We start from the raw sequence: 18,231 nt of genomic DNA on the forward strand, positions 1-18,231 counted from the left end.
GCCACCCGCGCCCAGCTCGACCGCGGCCAGCGCGTGACCGAGCTGATGAAGCAAAAGCAGTACGCGCCGCTGTCGATCGCCGAGCTCGCGCTGTCGGTGTATGCCGCCGAGAAGGGCTATCTGGACGACTTGGCCGTAGCCAAGGTGCTCGACTTCGAGCGTGGCCTGCACGCGTTCTTCCACCAGAACCACGAGGAACTGATGAAGAAGATCGTCGCCACCGGCGACTGGAACGGCGAGATCGAGGGCGTCTTCAAGAGCGGCCTGGACGAGTACAAGAAGACCGGGAGCTGGTGAACCAGCCCGGGAACGGGGAACAGGGAACATGCGGGTAGCGGCAAGCCCGACCCAGACTCCACGTTTCCCCTTCCCCAGTCCCCGTTCCCCCGAGCAAGCATAGCGAGCGAGACCCATGGCAAGCGGACGCGAAATCAAAACCAAGATCAAGAGCACGCAGAACATGCGCAAGGTGACGCGCGCGCTCGAGATGGTCTCGGCCTCGAAGATCCGCAAGGCGCAGGACCTGATGAAGGCCTCGCGTCCGTACGCGCGGATGATGCGCCGGGTGATCGCCCACGTGGCCCAGGCCAACACGGACTTCAAGCATCCGTTCCTGATCGAGCGCGACAACGTGGCGCGCGTGGCCTTCATCGTGGTCTCCACCGACCGCGGCCTGTGCGGCGGCCTGAACTCCAACCTGTTCCGTCGGGTGCTGCCGGCCGTGCGCGAGTGGCAGGACCAGAACGTGCAGGTCGACGTGGTGGCGATCGGCCAGAAGGCGATCCAGTTCTTCCGCCGCATCAAGGGCGTCAACCTGGTCGGCAGCGTCAGCCACCTGGGTGAGCGGCCGAAGCTCGAGCAGCTGGTCGGCGTGATCAAGGTCGTGCTGGACGCCTATGTGGCCAATGGCCTGGACCGCGTGTTTCTGGCCTACAACGACTTCGTCAACACCATGACGCAGAAGCCGATGGTCGATGCGCTGCTGCCGCTTCCGCTGGTCGCCGCCGAGCTGGCCGCGCATCAGCAGGCGGGCGAGTCGGCCTACGCGGGCATCACGCTGGAGCAGACCCACGACTGGGACTACATCTACGAACCCGACGCCGCCGCGGTGCTCGAGCACGTGCTCGGCCGCTACATCGAGTCGGTGGTGTACCAGGGCGTGCTGGAGAATCTCGCCAGCGAGCACGCCGCGCGCATGGTCGCGATGAAGAGCGCCTCGGACAACGCCAACAAGGTCATCGCCGAACTGACGCTCAGCTACAACAAGGCGCGTCAGGCCGCGATCACGCAGGAAATCTCGGAGATTGTTGGCGGCGCAGCGGCTGTATAAGTGCGGTCATCCGTGACCGCAGAGCAAGATCAAAAGGCGGCCATCCGTGGTTGCACTCTTAAATAAAAGCGACGCTTCGGCGGCGCTGTGACGAAAACTCGAAAGAATCCATCCGGAGCACATCCATGAGCCAGGGCAAAGTTGTTCAGATCATCGGCGCGGTCATCGACGTCGAGTTCGCGCGCGATCAGGTGCCGCAGGTGTACGACGCACTGAAGATCGACGGCATGGACATCACGCTGGAGGTCCAGCAGGTGCTGGGCGACGGCGTCGTGCGTACCATCGCGCTGGGCTCCACCGAAGGCCTGCGTCGCGGCCTGGTCGCACACAACACCGGCGAAGGCATCAAGGTGCCGGTCGGCAGCGCCACGCTCGGCCGCATCATGGACGTGCTCGGCAACCCGATCGACGAGGTCGGCCCGATCAACGCCGAGGACCACTGGGTCATCCACCGCGAAGCGCCGACCTACGACGAGCAGGCCGCGGCCAACGAGCTCTTGGAAACCGGCATCAAGGTGATCGACCTGGTCTGCCCGTTCGCCAAGGGCGGCAAGGTCGGCCTGTTCGGCGGCGCCGGCGTGGGCAAGACCGTGAACATGCTCGAGCTGATCAACAACATCGCGACCCAGCACGCGGGCCTGTCGGTGTTCGCCGGCGTGGGCGAGCGCACCCGCGAGGGCAACGACTTCTACCACGAGATGCAGGACGCGGGCGTGGTCAAGCTGGACAACCTGCCCGAGTCGAAGGTGGCGATGGTCTACGGCCAGATGAACGAGCCGCCGGGCAACCGCCTGCGCGTGGCGCTGACCGGCCTGACCATGGCCGAGTACTTCCGCGACCAGAAGGACGCGTCGGGCAAGGGCAAGGACGTGCTGCTGTTCGTCGACAACATCTACCGCTACACCCTGGCCGGTACCGAGGTGTCCGCGCTGCTCGGCCGTATGCCGTCGGCGGTGGGCTACCAGCCGACCCTGGCCGAGGAAATGGGCGTGCTGCAGGAGCGCATCACCTCCACCAAGACCGGTTCGATCACTTCGATCCAGGCCGTGTACGTGCCCGCGGACGACCTGACCGACCCGTCGCCGGCGACCACCTTCGCGCACTTGGACGCGACCGTGGTGCTGTCGCGTAACATCGCCGCGCTGGGCATCTATCCGGCGGTGGATCCGCTGGACTCGACCAGCCGCCAGCTCGATCCGAACGTGATCGGCGCCGAGCACTACGACGTCGCCCGCCGCGTGCAGGGCACGCTGCAGCGCTACAAGGAGCTCAAGGACATCATCGCGATCTTAGGGATGGACGAGCTGTCCGAGGAAGACAAGCAGGTGGTGTCGCGCGCGCGCAAGTGCGAGCGCTTCTTCAGCCAGCCGTTCCACGTGGCCGAAGTGTTCACCGGCGCACCGGGCAAGTACGTCTCGCTGGCCGAGACCATCCGTGGCTTCAAGATGATCGTGGACGGCGACGTCGACCACCTGCCGGAGCAGGCGTTCTACATGGTCGGCGGCATCGACGAGGCGATCAAGAAGGGCGAGGAGATGTCCGCCAAGAAGGCGGCATGATGTAGAGCGGGGAACAGGGAACAGGGAAAGTGTAGTTCGCCCAGCCTTGAGCCCCCTGTTCCCTGTTCCTTAGTTCCCCGTTCCCGTCGAGCAAAGCGAGACCAACCATGGCAACCACCATCCGCGTCGAAGTCGTCAGCGCCGAAGCCGCGATCTACTCGGGCGAGGCCACGATGGTCGTCGCCACCGGCGACCAGGGCGAACTGGGCATCACGCCCCGCCACGCCCCGCTGATCACCCGCCTGAAGCCCGGCAAGGTCGTCGTGACCGAGGCCGGCGGCGAGAAGGTCGACATCGCGATCACCGGCGGCGGCATCCTGGAAGTGCAGCCGCACGCCGTCACCGTGCTGGCCGACACCGCGCTGCGCTCGCAGGACATCGACGAAGCCGCCGCGCTGGCCGCCAAGAAGGAAGCCGAGGAAGCCCTGGCCAACCGTTCCGACGCCATCGACCTGGCCGAGGCGCAGGCAAAGCTGGTCGCCGCGCTGACCCAGCTGCAGGCCCTGGAGCGCCTGCGCCGCAACCTCAAGCTCTGACGGGTCCCTCGCCTGGTGGAAAACGCCGGCCTCGTGCCGGCGTTTTCGTTTGCCCAATCATGACTCCCTTCTTCCCCTGCGGGGAGCGGCTCGGGACGAGGGGGCTCTTGCTATGGGCCTCCATGCCAATACGTACGCCCGCCAAACTTCCTCGCGAGCCTCGGCCCCTCACCTCAGCCCTCTTCCTCCAGAGGAGAGGAGGCAAAGCGCACCCACCTTCGAATTTTGGCGCTTACGGCCGTCCCGGTTAGGCTGTCCTGGGGCATCCAGGAAGGACCAGCCATGACTCGTACGATCGCCATGCTTGCAGCCGCCACGTTGCTGGCCGGCTGCGCCCACCTCGCGCCGGAGCCGCCCGCCGGAACCGGCGTCGGCTCGGCCAGCTACCGCACCGCCACGGGCACCGGCCTGGCCCATTACCAGCTCGCGCTGGGCCAGACCGCGATGGGCGCGACGTTGCAGGCGCACGAGGCGCCGGCCTATCCGCCGTCGATGCTCGCTTCCTGCCCGCCACAGGTCGAACTGCCGGCACGGGTGATCGTGGATGCGCAGGGCCGGGTCGGCGATGTGCGCATGGATCCATCGCCCGCTCAGCGACCCTTCGCCGACGCCGTACGCCTGGCCGTGCAAGGCTGGCGCTACGCGCCGCTCACCATCACCCGCTGGGCCGCCGATGCGCAAGGCGACAGCCATCCGGTGGACAGCGAGGCCAAACCCTTCAGCCTCGACTACGTATTCACCTTCCGTTGCGAGCACGGCCGCGCCTCGGTCTCATCCGGGCCCGGGCCGGCGAGCCGCTGAGCCCAGCAAGCCTGGACGTCCCGCCCACGCGCGCGTCCCTAAGCTCGAGCGAGCTGGTCTGCCTGGAGCGCGCATGAAAACCGCCTTCCGCCGCATGCTGCTCGCCGTGCCGGTGCTCGTCGTGCTGCTGGTGGCCGCACGGCTGGCCCTGCCCTACGTGGTCAAGGACTACCTCAACCGCAAGATGGACCGGATGAGTGACTACCACGGTCACATCGCGGACATCGACATCCACCTCTGGCGCGGTGCCTACAGCATCGACGGGCTGCGCATCGACAAGATCGACGGCAAGGTGCCGGTGCCCTTCTTTTCCGCAACGACCACCGACATCGCGCTGAGCTGGCGTGCGCTTACCCACCGCACCATCCGCGGCCGTGTGGCGTTCGACCGCGCCAGCCTCAACTTCGTCGACGGCGAGGGCAAGGTCGCCGGCCAATCCGGCAAAGGCGTGGACTGGCGCCGGAAGCTTGAGATGCTGCTGCCGATCCAGCTGGACGAAGTCACTGTGCACGACAGCCAGGTTACCTTCCGCAACTTCGTGTCGCAGCCGAAGGTGGACCTGAGGATGACCGCCGTCGAGGCCACCGTGGCCAACCTGACCAACGCCGACCGCAGCCAGGGCCGGCGCGTGGCCAGCCTGGACGCCACCGCCCGGGTGCTGGGCGACGCGCCGCTGATGGCCAAGGCGGCTTTCGATCCGCTGGCGCCGCGCCTGCTCGATTTCACCTTCGCCCTGCGCGTCAGCGACATCGCGCTCACGCGCCTCAACGACCTGGCTCGCGCCTACGCCAGGCTCGACTTCGCCGGTGGCCACGGCACCTTCGTAATGCAGCTGGAAGCGCGCGACGGCCAGCTCGAGGGCTACGCCAAGCCGCTGCTGCACGGCGTGCAGATCTTCAGCTGGAAGCAGGACGTCGAGAAGGAGCACAAGAATCCGCTGCGCGTCGCCTGGGAGGCCATCGCGCAGGGCATCGCCTCGCTGTTCAAGAACCACGCGGAGGACCAGCTCGCCACCCGCGTGCCGATCAGCGGGCGCATCGACGACAAGGACGTCAGTGCTTGGGCGGCGATCGTCGGCGTGCTGCACAACGCCTTCGTCAAGGCCTACTCGCCGCAACTGGAGCACCTCGAGCCCGCGCCCGCCAGGAAGGACTGACCCGCCGCTTGGCGGAGGCGCTGCTATCCTCACCGGCCTGCCGCCTCCCATGGATCGAAGATGCCAGCCATGCCCCTGCACGTCGTCATCCTCGCCGCCGGCGAGGGCAAGCGGATGAAGTCGCGCAAGCCCAAGGTACTGATGCCGCTGGCTGGCCGACCGCTGCTGGCGCACGTGCTGGAGACGGCGCGCGCCCTTGCGCCCGCCGCGATCCACGTGGTCTATGGGCACGCCGGCGAGCAGCTGCGTGCGGCCTTCGCTGGCGAGGCGGGCCTGCGCTGGGTCGAACAGGCCGAGCGGCTGGGTACCGGGCACGCGCTCGCGCAGGCATTGGCCGGCATCCCGGGCGAGGCGCGCGTGCTGGTGCTCTATGGCGACGTCCCCTTGCTGCGCGCCGCCACGCTCGCGCCGCTTGTGCAGGCCGATGGCCTGGCCCTGCTCGCCACTTCATTGGCGGACCCGCATGGCTATGGCCGCGTGCGGCGCGACGCAGACGGGCGCGTCGCCGGCGTGATCGAGGAGAAGGACGCCGACGCCGCCCAGCGCGCGATCCGGCTGGTCAACACCGGCATCCTGGCCGGCGATGCCGCGCAGCTGGGCCAATGGATCGCGCGGCTGGACCGCAACAACGCCCAGGGCGAGTACTACCTCACCGACGTGTTCGCGATGGCCGCCGCCGAAGGCAAGCCCGCCGCCTGCGTGGAATGCGCCGACCCGGTCGAGGCGGCCGGCGCCAACAACCCGTTGCAGCTGGCCGAGCTGGAGGACCACCACCGGCGCCGCGCCACGCACGAACTGATGCTGGCGGGCGTGCGCATGGCCGATCCGCGCCGCCTGGAGGTGCGCGGCCCGGTCGACGCCGGCATGGACGTGGAACTGGACATCGACGTGGTCCTCGAGGGCCGCGTCGCGCTGGGTGACGACGTGCGCGTCGGCCCGTTCGTGCGGCTGAAGGACGTCGAGCTGGCCGCCGGCACCGTGGTACTGGCGCATTGCGACCTGGAGGGCGTCGTCACCCGTGGCCCCTGTACCATCGGCCCCTTCGCGCGCCTGCGTCCCGGCACCGAGCTGGCCGCCGGCGTGCACATCGGCAACTTCGTCGAGACCAAGCAGGCGCGCCTGGGCGAAGGCAGCAAGGCCAACCACCTCAGCTACCTGGGCGACGCGCATGTCGGCGCGGGCGTCAACGTAGGCGCAGGCACCATCACCTGCAACTACGACGGCGCCAACAAGCACTTGACGCAGATCGGCGACGGCGCGTTCATCGGCTCCAACAGCGCGTTGGTCGCGCCAGTGACGATCGGCGCCCGGGCCACCATCGGCGCCGGCTCGGTGATCACCCACAACGCACCGGCCGACGCGTTGACCGTCGCGCGCGGCCGCCAGGTCACGCTGGAAGGCTGGCAACTGCCGCGGAAAACGCCGAAGTGAACCACTGTCTTCCGATCGCATGCCGCCGCGTTTCACCGCGGCATGCGCGCGCCAGCACGATCGCTGGCAGCGGACGGTGCCGACTAGGGCAGGCCGTGTGCCGCGCCGCCGCCGCTCCGTCGATGCCGCTCATGATGTGACCGGCACGCGCGCAGCAGCGCGGCGGCCGCTGGCAACGCCCACGCGCGATCAGGCGTAGCGCCAGCCGTCGATCTCCACCAGCAGCTCGCGGCGGCAGATATCGCCATGCAGCAGCAGTACCGGCACGCCGGGCAGGCGGCGGGCGATGAATTCGCGCACCTGCGCGGCGTCGGCCGGGTGGCGCACGTAGGCCTTCAGCGGGGAATGCGTGTCGAAACCCTCGGCCATGCCAGCGGTGGCCAGCAGCGCATCGAGATTGCTGAAGGTTTCCACCAGCTGCGCATGCAGGTCGTCGGCGTGCGCGGAAGCATGGCCGACGACCGCCGCGGTGCCGGAAATCGCCAGCACGTCGCCCGCCGGCAGGGTCATCGCGCGGGCGAAGCTGGGCGGAGTGCGGCCGTACTGCCGCGGGTAGCGCGAGGCACTGACTTGGCGCGGATTCTCCACCCGCGCGCCGGGCTGGTCGCAGGCGAGCAGGTAGACCTGCAGCGTGGGCCGCGCGCCGTGGTGGCCGATCGCGGTGGCGGCCGGGAAGCCGTCGGCGGCGAAGAAGTCGCCCATGCCGGCGGCGCGGCCGTCGCAGAACAGCTTGTAGCGCTCGGCGTCGCCCTCGCCCTGGTTGATCGCGCCCAGATAGTTCCAGATGCGCAGCACGTGGCGCTCGGCCTGCTCCCCTACGACGCGGCGCAGCTGCTCATAGGCCTGCCTGGCGGTGTCGCGCGGGCCGCCATGGTCGCGCTCGTCCAGCTCGATCGCGGCGAACAGCCAGCCGCCGCCGCGCGCCCAGCGCACACCCACGTCGCGACCGTGGCTGACCGGCGCGTCGACCTGCCACAGTTCCAGGGGTGGCGTCTCATCGAAGCACTCCAGCCCGACCTGCAGGCAGCGCGGATCCTCCATCGCCTGCGCACCGGCGCCGAATCCGAATACCGCCAGCGTGCCGCTCTGGGCCAGCGCCAGGGACACCTCGCCATTGCGGTAGCTGACCCGCGGCGCACGGCGCTGTGGCATGGATCTGGCCAGGGTGTTTTCGCAAGCTTCAGCCATGCGCGGGAACCGGGGAGACAAGGCCGCTATGTTACACTCCGCGCCCGCTGCCGCCGGGGGGAGGCACACATGGGGTACGGAACTTCGCATGGCAGAACAGACCGCGGCGCAGCACGAGCTGGCCACCTTGATCGTCCAGAGCCTGAACCTCGATTCGGTGACGCCCGAGCAGATCGATCCGGATGCGCCGCTGTTCGGCGGCGAGCTCGGACTGGATTCGATCGACGCGCTGGAGATCGCACTGGCCGTATCCAAGCGCTACGGTTTCCAGCTGCGCTCGGACAACCCGGACAACCAGCGCATCTTCACCAGCCTGGCCTCGCTCGCGGCGCACATCGAGCAGCGCCGCGCCGCCTGAACCGGCGCGAACGCGCGGCCATGACGCGTTCGACAGGTCCTCGCGCGGATCATCGCGTCCACCTCTGCTGATGCACACGCACGTGATGTCCGAAACCCGGCACCCGCGAGGGCGTCCGCTGCCGCTGCTGCTCGCCTACCCGCTGCTGGCCATAGCCGGCGCGCTGACCCACCGGCAAGAGCTCACGCTGGTCGCGTCGGCCTTGCTGGCGAGCCTGCTGCTGTGGCCGGCCCTGCGTGCGCGCAGGCCGGGCGCGTGGCTGTCGTGGCTGGGGCTGCTCGGCGGCCTGGGCTGGCTCGCCGCGCACGGCCTGATCGCGCTCGCGCTCGATGCGGTGCCGCTGCTGCTGAACCTGCTGCTCGCCTGGCTGTTCGGCCGCACCTTGCGGGCCGGGTGCCAGCCGCTCATCGCGCAGTTCATCGAGGCCATCGAGGGCGCGCCGCGGCTCGCGATGCCGGGCATCGCGCGCTATGCGCGCCAGCTCACTGCCTTCTGGACCGTGCTGCTGGGTGCGCAGGCGCTGTTGCTGGGCGCGCTGCTGTTGTGCCAGGTGCCCGGCGGACTCCTGGTGCGGCTGGGCCTGGACTCGCCGTTGCCGGTGCCGCTGGCGTGGGTCCAGGCTTATGTGCATGCCGGCGCCTACCTGCTGCTGGGCGCGGTGTTCGTGCTGGAGTACCTGTTCCGCCGCTGGCACCTGCGCCACCTTCCGCACCTGGGCCTGCATGCCTTGTTGCACCGGCTGGCGCTACGCTGGCCGCAACTGATCCGCGGCAGGAACCGCACGCCATGACCCTAGCCGGCTACCAGACGACGCTTTGTTTCGCGCCGGATCATCCCAGCCTGCCCGGGCATTTCCCGGGGCGTCCGCTCGTCGCCGGCGTGCTGCTGCTCGAACGCGTGGCCGAGGCGCTGCGCGCCTGGCGTGGCGAGCGCCTGGCCTGCGTGCGCGAAGCGAAGTTCGTCGCTCCGCTCGAGCCAGGAGAAGCCGCCGAACTCAGCTTGACGCCCGCTGGCGCGCAGGTACGCTTTGAAATACGCCGCGACGGAAAATTGCTTGCGCGCGGCCTGGTCGAGGGAGCGACGGATACATGACCCACCATTGGCAAAGCCGGCCCGAGGGCGGCGGGCGTTTCGCACTGTGGCTGATCCGCAGCATCGCGCTGCACGGCGGGCGGCGGTTCGGGCGCCTGTTCCTCTACCCGATCACGCTGTACTTCTTCCTGAGGCGCGGACCCGAGCGCGCGGCGTCGCGCGCCTACCTCAGCCGCGTGTTCGGCCACCGCGCCTCGTCCTGGCAGGTGATGCGGCACATCCACTGCTTCGCCGCCACGATCATGGACCGCATCTTCCTGCTCGCCCACGGCGAGAAGAACTTCGAGATCGAGACGGTCGGCCTGGAGATGCTCGACGAGCGCCTGGCGCAGGGCCGCGGCGTGCTGCTGTTCGGCTCGCACCAGGGCAGCTTCGAGGCGCTGCGCGCGCTCGGCGCGCGCCGGCCGGACATGCCGCTGCGCGTACTGCTGGACAAGCAGAAGACGCCGGCGATGACCGAGCTGCTCGAGGCGCTCGCGCCGGAAGTGGGCGCCTGCGTGATCGACGCCTCGCAGGACGGCACCTCGATCACCCTGGCGATCAACGAAGCATGCCAGCACGGCGCGCTGGTGGCGCTGCTGGCCGATCGCGGGCGCAGCCACGAAGCCTTGCGGCATGTGCCCTTCCTGGGCCAGCCGGCACCGTTCCCGGTGGGGCCCTGGCTGCTGGCGCATTCGCTGAAGGTCCCGGTGGTGTTGTGCTTCGGCCTGTACCTGGGCGGCCGGCGCTACCGGCTGGTGTTCGAGCCGCTGGCCGACCAGGTCGACATCCCGCGCCACCACCGCGGCCCGGCGCTGGACGCGCTCATCGCCCGTTACGCGCAGCGGCTGGAGCATTACGTCCACGTGGCGCCCTACAACTGGTTCAACTTCTATGACTTCTGGCAGCAAGATCGGCGCGGCGCTGTGCATCCTGGCCCTGGCCTGCTCGGCGAACGCCTCGGCGCCTGACGCCACCGATGCGTTGATCGGCCAGCTCGGGCGCCCTGCGCCGGCGCGCACCGCGTTCGCCGAGGCGCGCTTCATGCAGGTGCTCGACCGCCCGCTGGTGGTCTCCGGCGAGCTGGCCTGGCTGGGCGGCGATACGCTCGAACGCCACGTGCAGAAGCCGCACGAGGAAACCGCGCGCATCGCCCAGGGCAAGGTCAGCCAGCAGCGCGAGGGCAAGGGCGAACGCAGCTTCTCGCTGGAGCGCGCGCCGCAGCTGAAGGTGCTGGTCGACAGCTTCGTCGCGCTGCTGGGCGGCGACGCCAGCCGTCTGCGCAAGGCGTTCGCCATCGCCCGCCGTGGCGATGTGCACGGCGCCTGGTCGCTGACGCTGACCCCGCGCGACCTCGCGGTGGCGCGCACGGTCGCCAGCATCCGCATCGACGGCGAAGGCCGCGAGGCGCGCTGCATGTGGATGCAGGAGGCCGACGGCGACGTGGCGGTCGACCTGCTCGGCGACCTGGCCGCGAAGATGCCGGCCGCGCCCACCCGCGAGGCGCTGGCCACGCTCTGCAAGGGCGGCTGAGATGCCGGACCGCCCGCGCATGCCGCAGCGCGCGCGCGTCGCGCTGCTGGCCGCCGGTTGGCTGCTCGCGCTGGCCCTGCTGGGCCTGTGGGTGGCGCAGCGGCTGCACGTGGGTACCGACCTGCGCAGCTTCATGCCCGCGCCGACCACGCCCGATCAGCGCCTGCTGATGGAGCAGGTGGGCGAGGGCCCGGGCTCGCGCCTGCTGCTGCTGGCCATCAGCGGCAAGGACGAGGCCACCCTCGCCGGGCTGAGCCGGGGCCTGGCCGCGAAGCTCAAGTCCGACCCGCGCTACACGCAGGTGCTCAACGGCAGCTTCGACCTCGCCGCGCTCGATGCCAGGCTGCTGCCCTACCGCTACCTGCTCTCGCCCACGCTCGATACGCAGCCGCTGGACGCGCGGTTCCTGCACGACGAACTGGAGCAGCGGCTGGACGACCTGTCCTCGCCCGCGGCGGGCCTGCTCAAGGATCTGCTGCCGCGCGATCCCACGCTGGAGGTACTCAAGCTCGCGCAGCGCTGGGCGCCGGCGCGCTCGCCCGAAGTGCGCGAAGGCGTGTGGTTCTCGCCGCAGGGCGAGGCGCTGCTGCTGGTGCAGACCGCGGCACCCGGTTTCGATCCGGACGCTCAGCAGGCGGCGATCGGCGGCATCGAAGCCGCGTTGCGTGCGCTCCCCGGCGGCCACGGGGCGCGGCTGACCGTGTCGGGTCCCGGCTACTTCAGCGTGGTCGCCAGCGCGCAGACACGCCACCAGGCCGACTGGATCGGGCGCGTGTCCACCGTCGGCTTCATCGCGCTGCTGCTGCTGGCCTACCGCAGCGTGGCCTCGCTGCTGCTGGCCGCGCTGCCGGTGGCCAGCGGCGCGCTGGCCGGCATCGCCGCGCTGACGCTGGCCTATCCGCAGGTGCATGGCATCACGCTGGCGTTCGGCTTCACCCTGCTCGGCGTGGCGCAGGAATACCCGATCCGCGTGCTGAGCCACCGCCGCGCCGGCGAGGATGCGCTGGCGAGCGTGCGCGACCTGTGGCCGCTGCTGCTCACCGCGATCGCCTCGGCATGCATCGCCTACCTCGCCTTCTATGCCTCGGGGGTGAACGGACTCAAGCAACTGGCGGTGTTCACCATCGTCGGCCTGCTCGCCGCCGGCTTCAGCACGCGCTACCTGCTGCCGCCGCTGCTGCCGGCGCGGGTGCGCGACGTCGCCGCGCTGCCGTGGCTCAAGCGGCTGCGCGAAGCAGTGGATGCGCTGCCGCGGCCGCGCTGGATTCCCTGGCTGGTGGCCGTGCTGATCATCGGCATGCTGGCGCTGGCGCGCGGGCCATTCTGGCAGAACGACCTGGCCGCGCTGACCCCGCTGCCCACCGACCTGCTGCAACGCGATGCCCGCCTGCGCGAGGCCCTGGGCGCGCCGGACGTGCGCTATCTGGTGATCCTGGAGGCGGCCACGCCCGAGGCGGTGCTGGCCCTGTCCGAGCGCATGCAGCCTAAGGTCGATGCCTTGCTCGCGCGGCACGCGGTCGATGCGATCGAACTGCCCTCGCGCTACCTGCCCAGCGCCGCGACCCAGCGCGCGCGCCAGCAGAAGTTGCCCGACCGCGCGGCGCTGGAACGCGCGCTCGCGCAAGCCACCGAAGGGTTGCCCTTCCGCAGCGGCCTGTTCGCGCCCTTCGTGGCCGACGTGGAGACCGCGCGCACGCTGCCCCCGCTCACGCCCCAGGCCTTCGCCGCCAACCCGCTCGGCCAGCGGCTGGCCGCCATGCTGGTCGAGCGCGACGGGCGCTGGCTGGGCCTGGGCACGGTCAGCGGCGTGCACGACCCGGCAGCACTCGCGGCACTGGCACAGGACGACGGCAACGCGGTACGCGTGCTCGACCTGAAGGCGGCGGCCGAGTCGCTGGTGGTCGCCTACCGCACGCGCATCCTGCAGGCGCTGCTGGCCGCCGCGGTGCTGCTGGTGCTGACCATCGGCCTGGCCCTGCGCAGCCTGCGTCGCGCCTGGCACGTGCTGGCGCCGATGACGCTGGCGACGTTCCTGGTGCTGGCGGTCGAACGAGTGGCCGACGTGGAAGTCTCGCTGTTCCACCTGGTCGCGCTGATCCTCGCCGGCGGGCTGGGCCTGCACTACGCGCTGTTCTTCGAGCGCGACACCGGCGATGCGGCCGAGCAGCGACGCACGCTGCACGCCACGTTGATCTGCGTGCTGTCGGCGCTGCTGGTGTTCGGCATGCTGGCCTGGGCCACCATTCCGGTACTGCGGGCCATCGGCCTCACCGTGAGCCTGGGCGTGGCCTTCCACTTCTGCCTTTCCATCCTGATGGCGCCGCACGCGCCCGCCGACCATGCTGCCGAAGAGTGACTGGTCCCACCTGATCCCGCATGCCGGCGGCATGTGCCTGCTCGATGCGGTGCTCGCCTGGGACGAGCAGGCGATCCACGCCTGCAGCGAAGGTCACGCCCGCGCCGACCATCCGCTGCGCGGTCCGCACGGCCTGCACGCGGTGCACCTGGCCGAATACGGCGCGCAGGCGATGGCCGTGCACGGCGCGCTGCTGGCGCGCGCGCGCGGCGCCGAGACCGCCCGGCCCGGCATGCTGGTCAGCCTGCGCGAGGTGGTGCTGGCGGTCGAATACCTGCCTGCCAATGGGCGCCTGGACGTCCACGCCCAGTGCCTGTATGCCGACGGTGCCGGCGCCCAGTACGCTTTCCGCGCCGAGCTCGCCGGCCGGCTGCTTGCCAGCGGCCGCGCCGCGGTGATCCATCCGCAAGGACCGTTGCCATGACCACGAACTCTCCTTCACGCCGTGCCCTCGTCACCGGCGGCAGCGGCGATCTGGGCGGCGCGATCTGCCATGCGCTGGCAGCGGACGGCTACCGGGTGGTCGTGCATGCCAACGCTGCGCCCGAGCGCGCCAGAAGAGTGGCGGCGGCGATCCGCGACAGCGGCGGGCATGCGGAGGCGGTCGCGTTCGACCTCACCGATGCAGCCGCCACGCAGGCGGCGCTGGAGGCGTTGCTTGCCGATGGTCCGATCCACGCCGTGGTCAGCAACGCCGGCGTGCACGACGACGCGCCGATGGCTGGCATGGCCGCGGCGCAATGGCAGCGGGTGATCGATGTGTCGCTCAATGGCTTCTTCCACGTGGTGCAGCCGTTGCTGCTGCCGATGGCGCGCGCACGCTTCGGTCGCGTGGTGGCGGTGGGCTCGGTCGCCGGCCAGCTCGGCAACCGCGGCCAGGCCAATTACGCGGCGGCCAAGGCCGGCCTGCATGGCGCGGTGAAATCGCTGGCGCGCGAGATGGCCTCGCGCGGCATCACCGCGAACGTGGTGGCACCGGGTGTGATCGAGGGACGCATGATCGGCGAGAACTTTCCGCCCGAGCGCATCCGCGAGATGGTGCCGGCGCAGCGTGCCGGCCGGCCCGAAGAGGTGGCCGCGCTGGTTGCCTTCCTCTGCTCGGAGGCGGCCGGCTACATCAATGGCCAAGTCATCGGCGTCAACGGCGGCATGGCATGAGCGGCCGAAGGCGCTGATGCCGCGCGCCGCGCACCGCCGGGTGCGTCAGCGGATCAGCCGCGCCGGTTCGCCGGCCTCCACCCCCAGCAAACCTTCGTCGTCGATCACCGTCGGCAGTGCCTCGTGCGAGCGCCGGTAGCTGGCGAGCATGCCGCCGTAGTGCATCACCCGGCCGATGGTGTAGGTGGTGATGCGCGCCACGTCGCGCACCGGACTGAAATGGCTGAGCCGGAATTCCCCCTGGTAGCGCGAGGCGATCGGCACCGACACCACGCCCAGGCCCTTCTCGCGGCAGGCCGCGATCAGGATCGCCGCCTCGAACACGAAGTTCTCCGCCGGCAGGTCGACCAGCTCCAGCGCGGCGCGCGGATACCAGCGCTGGCCGCTCTGCGTGTCGGCCACCGGCAAGCCGCAACCCCAGGAAATGCCCCAGTCGGCCACCGCATTGGCGCGGCGGCGGCCCTTCGGTTGCTGCTCGCGCTCGAGCAGGCGTGCGCCGATCACGATGTGATCGGGATAACGTTGCGCTGCAGCGACGATGCGCGGCACGTCGCTGGCCAGGTGCTGGCCGTCGCCGTCCATCGTCACCACCGCGTCGAAGCCCTGCCGGAGGGCTTCGCGGAACCCGTTGCGCAACGCTTCGCCCTTGCCGCGGCGCACCGGATGGCGCAACAGGGTCACCGGCAGGCCGCCCACGATCTGCGGGGTGCGGTCGTCAGAACCGTCGTCGATGACGATCACCGGCACGTTCAGCGCCAGCACCGAGGCGACCACCCGCCCGATCGCCGCCTCTTCGTTGAGGCAGGGGATGAGTACGCACCAGCGCGGCGAAATCGGTTTCAAGCGCATTCCTCCAAATGGACGTCCATGCCGAGCGAACCGGCGGCCATCAGGCGGCAGCGGCCCGCACCCTGCGCGAGCAATGCCAGCAGCGGCAATGCCGTGGCCGACGGGCTGCTGGCCACCCAGTCGGCCAGCACCGGCGGCGCCGGCGATGCATCGAGGATGCTACCGGGACAAAGGTGCAGATCAAGTCGGCCCAGCGTGCAGGCATCCGGTTGCGGAGCAAGAACGAGCGCGCAGGCGAACGGCGCGGAGCAGCCGGTGACTTCGGCCAGCGGCCCGCTGCCCGCGGTATCGCTGCACACCAGCAGCACGGGCCGCGCGTCGGCCAGCGCGAGGCAGGCCGCTTCCAGCAGGCCGGCGCCGAAACTGGCGCGTTGCGCGCACACCGCATTGGACGGCGCGTGGCAACCGGTGGCGATGGTCCAGTAGCCGGCCGGCGCGTTGTGCACCGAATTGTGGAAGCGCGTGGGCGAAAGCTCCGCGGGCGCGCCGGCGAGGACCGCGCACATGTAATCCATGATCGGCTGATCGCCGTGCGAAGAAGCGAACACGCAGGCCAGCGCAGACGCATCCAGCCCGCTCATCGCCACCGCCTGGTCGGCCACCTCGATTGCGAGCAGCACGCTCTGTGGCGCACGACGGCGCTCGTTGGCCGGCAGCCTGACCGCTGGCGGGTGTGCCGCCGCCGGCGCGGCCGGCTGACCCTGCAGCGCGTTGCGCAACGCCGCGAAGTCGGCCAGTTGCGGGGACCATACGCCAATGCCCTGGACGCACACCTGCAAGCCGCTCATGCGCAACGACCCGCGCGGGCGAAGGCCAGGCAGGCGTTGTTGCCGCCGAAGCCGAACGAATTGCTGAGCGCCACGTCGACCGCCCGCGCCTCGTTGCGCCAGGCGAACTGCCGGCCGCAGGCAGGGTCCGGCTCCCTGCCCCCGAGGTTGCCGGGGACCAGCCCGTGGCCGATCGCCAGCAAGGCGATCACCGCCTCGAGGATGCCGGCGGCACCGAGCGTGTGGCCGGTGAAGCCCTTGGTGCTGCTGGCGCGCGTCGACGGCGGGAAGCCGCGGGCGATCAGCGCCGCTTCCACCTCGTCGTTCTTCAGGCTGGCGGTGCCGTGCAGGTTGACGTAGTCGACCTCGGCCGGCTGCAGGCCTGCGCGCGCCAGCGCATCGCGCAGGGCCAGCTCGGCACCGAGGCCTTCCGGGTGCGGCGTGGACATGTGGTGGGCGTCGCTGGCCTCGCCGTAGCCGAGCAGGCGCGGTGCGCCGGGCGCGGCATCGACGCGCTCGAGCAGCGCGAACCCGGCGGCCTCGCCGATCGAGATGCCGTCGCGGGTGCGATCGAACGGCCGGCATGGCGCGCGCGAGACCAGCTCCAGCGCGTTGAAGCCGAACAGCACGCTCTCGCACAGCGTGTCGACTCCGCCGACCACCGCCGCGTCGACCAGCCCCAGCCGGATCATCCGCTCGGCGCTGGCGAATACCTTGGCGCTGGAGGAGCACGCGGTGGAGACGGTCAGGCACGGGCCTTCCAGCTGCAGCGCATCGGCGACGAAGCCAGCCAACGAGTGCGGCGCATGGATCGGCGGGCGCAGCATGTCGTCGGGAAAACCACCGTCGGCGTCGAGGCGGCGGTAGGCCTCCTCGGTGGCGCCGATGCTGGCGGTGGAGGTGCCCAGCAGCAGCGCCACGCGGGCGGCGCCGTAGCGCCCGCGCGCCGCGTGCACGGCAGCGAGGAAGCCGTCCTGGTTCAGGCCCAGCCAGGCCAGCCGGTTGTTGCGGCATTCCCAGGCGGCCAGCGCAACCGGCAGCGTGGCCTCTTCGAGACCGTCGACACGGCCCACCCAGCACGCCAGCGCGGCATGGCTGAAATCGTTGGCGCGCAGACCGGAGCGGGCTTCCTGCAGAGCGTGCCGGTGGGCATCCAGCCCGCGGCCCAGCGCGGACGTGGCGGTGAAGGCGGAGATCGCGAGCGGGGTGATCGGTTGCAGCATCGAATCAGCCTAGCGGCGGTGCCCGACCTTGCCTAGCCTCGCTTCCGCGGCGGCGGCCGCTTGTTCAGGCAGATGAGGGGTGCGTGCACGATTGCAGTGGCGCGGACGCCTGCGCACACTTGCGGTTTGCTCTGGATCGACGTGTCCGTGGCCGCTCCAGCTCCCCGCAATCCCTGGCGCTACCTGCGCGACGCCGACGTGCTGCACGCGGGCGCGGTGACCCTGCTCGCGGTACTGCTCAGCGGCGGCCTGGTGTGGCTGGGTTACCTGGTGCACGTGTGGCGCATCGCCCGGTGCAGTCCGACCACACTGTCCGGTCGCTGGGTGCTGCTGGTGTTCGGGCGGCAGCTCGAGGGCGACGAGCCCGAAGGGGACTACCGCGCGCGCCTGACCCGTGCGCTCGCATGGATACGGGCCGGCCGGGCGCGGCGGGTGCTGCTGCTCGGCGGGCGTAGCGGCGGCCCATGCAGCGAGGCGCAGGCCGGCCACGCCTGGCTGCAGCAGCAGGGCCTGCCCGGCGATGCCGCGGTTGAGCTGGAACAGGAATCGGTCGACTCGCTGCAGAACCTGCGCCACGCGCGCGGGCTGCTGCAGGGCGGCGACCGCGCCGAAGTGCTGCCGCCGGTCGCGCTGCTCACCAGTCGCTACCACCTGGCGCGCTGCCTTCTGCTGGCGCAGCGGCTGGGCTTCGACGCGCATCCGGCGGCGGCCGAGGAGACGTTGACGCACACGCCGCGCTATCTCCTCCGGCTGGCGATGGAAGCGACCTACGTGATGTGGATCGACCTGGGCATGCGCTGGGCGCAGCTGGTCGGCCACCGGCGCATGGCCTCGCGGATCAGCTGAGCGCCTGCGCTTGTGTCCGCCTGGCGTGCCGGGTCAGACTCCCGCCGCCGCGTTCCGCCGGCGTCCGTT

Annotated in this window: 19 protein-coding genes and 1 pseudogene; 16 read left to right on the plus strand and 4 right to left on the minus strand. The window is 70.5% G+C overall.

What is annotated here, in order from left to right; genetic code table 11:
* The 7 genes and pseudogenes from HOQ08_RS03965 to glmU form a co-directional block, all read left to right on the plus strand.
* Nucleotides 1-297, plus strand: a pseudogene (locus HOQ08_RS03965) (F0F1 ATP synthase subunit alpha); the annotation flags it as partial.
* A 115-nt stretch (nucleotides 298-412) separates the two neighbouring features.
* Nucleotides 413-1,330 (plus strand): F0F1 ATP synthase subunit gamma, encoded by a 918-nt coding sequence (gene atpG, locus HOQ08_RS03970; protein WP_291191886.1) that lies wholly within the window; start codon nucleotides 413-415, stop codon nucleotides 1,328-1,330.
* 125 nt (nucleotides 1,331-1,455) lie between these two features.
* Complete coding sequence (atpD, locus tag HOQ08_RS03975) at nucleotides 1,456-2,889, plus strand: F0F1 ATP synthase subunit beta (RefSeq protein WP_291191888.1); 1,434 nt, start codon at nucleotides 1,456-1,458, stop codon at nucleotides 2,887-2,889.
* A gap of 107 nt (nucleotides 2,890-2,996) precedes the next feature.
* A complete protein-coding gene (locus HOQ08_RS03980; RefSeq protein WP_291191890.1) occupies nucleotides 2,997-3,425 on the plus strand; it encodes a F0F1 ATP synthase subunit epsilon in 429 nt (142 codons plus the stop codon).
* A 282-nt stretch (nucleotides 3,426-3,707) separates the two neighbouring features.
* On the plus strand, nucleotides 3,708-4,226 hold the full coding sequence (locus HOQ08_RS03985; protein WP_291191892.1) for an energy transducer TonB: 519 nt from the start codon (nucleotides 3,708-3,710) through the stop codon (nucleotides 4,224-4,226).
* Nucleotides 4,227-4,299: 73 nt separating this feature from the next.
* Nucleotides 4,300-5,382 carry a DUF748 domain-containing protein gene (locus HOQ08_RS03990; RefSeq protein WP_291191894.1) on the plus strand — a complete coding sequence of 361 codons (1,083 nt, stop codon included), beginning with the start codon at nucleotides 4,300-4,302 and terminating at the stop codon, nucleotides 5,380-5,382.
* 60 nt (nucleotides 5,383-5,442) lie between these two features.
* Complete coding sequence (glmU, locus tag HOQ08_RS03995; RefSeq protein WP_291191896.1) at nucleotides 5,443-6,813, plus strand: bifunctional UDP-N-acetylglucosamine diphosphorylase/glucosamine-1-phosphate N-acetyltransferase GlmU; 1,371 nt, start codon at nucleotides 5,443-5,445, stop codon at nucleotides 6,811-6,813.
* Between the two features lie 189 nt (nucleotides 6,814-7,002).
* On the opposite strand, the gene HOQ08_RS04000 is transcribed toward glmU, so the two are convergent.
* Nucleotides 7,003-7,965, minus strand: a complete 963-nt coding sequence (locus HOQ08_RS04000; RefSeq protein ID WP_291191898.1) for a pteridine-dependent deoxygenase — start codon at nucleotides 7,963-7,965, stop codon at nucleotides 7,003-7,005.
* A gap of 124 nt (nucleotides 7,966-8,089) precedes the next feature.
* Between HOQ08_RS04000 and HOQ08_RS04005 the strand changes: the two genes are divergently transcribed.
* From HOQ08_RS04005 to fabG, 8 genes are all read left to right on the plus strand, one after another.
* Entirely contained in the window at nucleotides 8,090-8,359 is a 270-nt protein-coding gene (locus HOQ08_RS04005; protein ID WP_291191900.1) for a phosphopantetheine-binding protein, read from the plus strand.
* An 85-nt stretch (nucleotides 8,360-8,444) separates the two neighbouring features.
* Nucleotides 8,445-9,149, plus strand: coding sequence for a xanthomonadin biosynthesis protein (locus HOQ08_RS04010; RefSeq protein WP_291191902.1), 705 nt, complete (start codon nucleotides 8,445-8,447; stop codon nucleotides 9,147-9,149).
* Complete coding sequence (locus HOQ08_RS04015) at nucleotides 9,146-9,451, plus strand: hydroxymyristoyl-ACP dehydratase (RefSeq protein ID WP_291191904.1); 306 nt, start codon at nucleotides 9,146-9,148, stop codon at nucleotides 9,449-9,451. Before HOQ08_RS04010 ends, HOQ08_RS04015 begins: the two co-directional genes overlap by 4 nt.
* Nucleotides 9,448-10,401 carry an acyltransferase gene (locus tag HOQ08_RS04020; protein WP_291191906.1) on the plus strand — a complete coding sequence of 318 codons (954 nt, stop codon included), beginning with the start codon at nucleotides 9,448-9,450 and terminating at the stop codon, nucleotides 10,399-10,401. Before HOQ08_RS04015 ends, HOQ08_RS04020 begins: the two co-directional genes overlap by 4 nt.
* Nucleotides 10,325-10,963 (plus strand): LolA-related protein, encoded by a 639-nt coding sequence (locus tag HOQ08_RS04025; protein WP_291191908.1) that lies wholly within the window; start codon nucleotides 10,325-10,327, stop codon nucleotides 10,961-10,963. The genes HOQ08_RS04020 and HOQ08_RS04025 overlap by 77 nt, the downstream gene beginning before the upstream one ends.
* A 1-nt stretch (nucleotide 10,964) precedes the next feature.
* Complete coding sequence (locus HOQ08_RS04030; protein ID WP_291191910.1) at nucleotides 10,965-13,319, plus strand: MMPL family transporter; 2,355 nt, start codon at nucleotides 10,965-10,967, stop codon at nucleotides 13,317-13,319.
* Nucleotides 13,303-13,743 carry a phosphotransferase gene (locus HOQ08_RS04035; RefSeq protein ID WP_291191912.1) on the plus strand — a complete coding sequence of 147 codons (441 nt, stop codon included), beginning with the start codon at nucleotides 13,303-13,305 and terminating at the stop codon, nucleotides 13,741-13,743. The genes HOQ08_RS04030 and HOQ08_RS04035 overlap by 17 nt, the downstream gene beginning before the upstream one ends.
* Entirely contained in the window at nucleotides 13,740-14,477 is a 738-nt protein-coding gene (fabG, locus tag HOQ08_RS04040) for a 3-oxoacyl-ACP reductase FabG (protein ID WP_291191914.1), read from the plus strand. The genes HOQ08_RS04035 and fabG overlap by 4 nt, the downstream gene beginning before the upstream one ends.
* Nucleotides 14,478-14,522: 45 nt before the next feature.
* Here the strand turns inward: fabG and HOQ08_RS04045 are convergent, their stop codons facing one another.
* Genes HOQ08_RS04045 through HOQ08_RS04055 form a run of 3 tightly spaced genes read right to left on the minus strand, consistent with a single transcriptional unit; the run spans nucleotide 14,523 to nucleotide 17,316 of the window.
* Nucleotides 14,523-15,320, minus strand: coding sequence for a glycosyltransferase family 2 protein (locus HOQ08_RS04045; protein WP_291191916.1), 798 nt, complete (start codon nucleotides 15,318-15,320; stop codon nucleotides 14,523-14,525).
* A complete protein-coding gene (locus HOQ08_RS04050) occupies nucleotides 15,317-16,114 on the minus strand; it encodes a beta-ketoacyl synthase chain length factor (RefSeq protein ID WP_291191918.1) in 798 nt (265 codons plus the stop codon). Before HOQ08_RS04050 ends, HOQ08_RS04045 begins: the two co-directional genes overlap by 4 nt.
* Nucleotides 16,111-17,316, minus strand: a complete 1,206-nt coding sequence (locus HOQ08_RS04055) for a beta-ketoacyl-[acyl-carrier-protein] synthase family protein (RefSeq protein ID WP_291191920.1) — start codon at nucleotides 17,314-17,316, stop codon at nucleotides 16,111-16,113. The genes HOQ08_RS04050 and HOQ08_RS04055 overlap by 4 nt, the downstream gene beginning before the upstream one ends.
* A 141-nt stretch (nucleotides 17,317-17,457) precedes the next feature.
* Between HOQ08_RS04055 and HOQ08_RS04060 the strand changes: the two genes are divergently transcribed.
* Nucleotides 17,458-18,162 (plus strand): YdcF family protein, encoded by a 705-nt coding sequence (locus tag HOQ08_RS04060; protein ID WP_291191922.1) that lies wholly within the window; start codon nucleotides 17,458-17,460, stop codon nucleotides 18,160-18,162.
* Nucleotides 18,163-18,231: the final 69 nt, after the last annotated feature.

Origin of the sequence: Frateuria sp., assembly GCF_013362045.1 — a bacterium.
Taxonomy (GTDB): domain Bacteria; phylum Pseudomonadota; class Gammaproteobacteria; order Xanthomonadales; family Rhodanobacteraceae; genus Frateuria_A.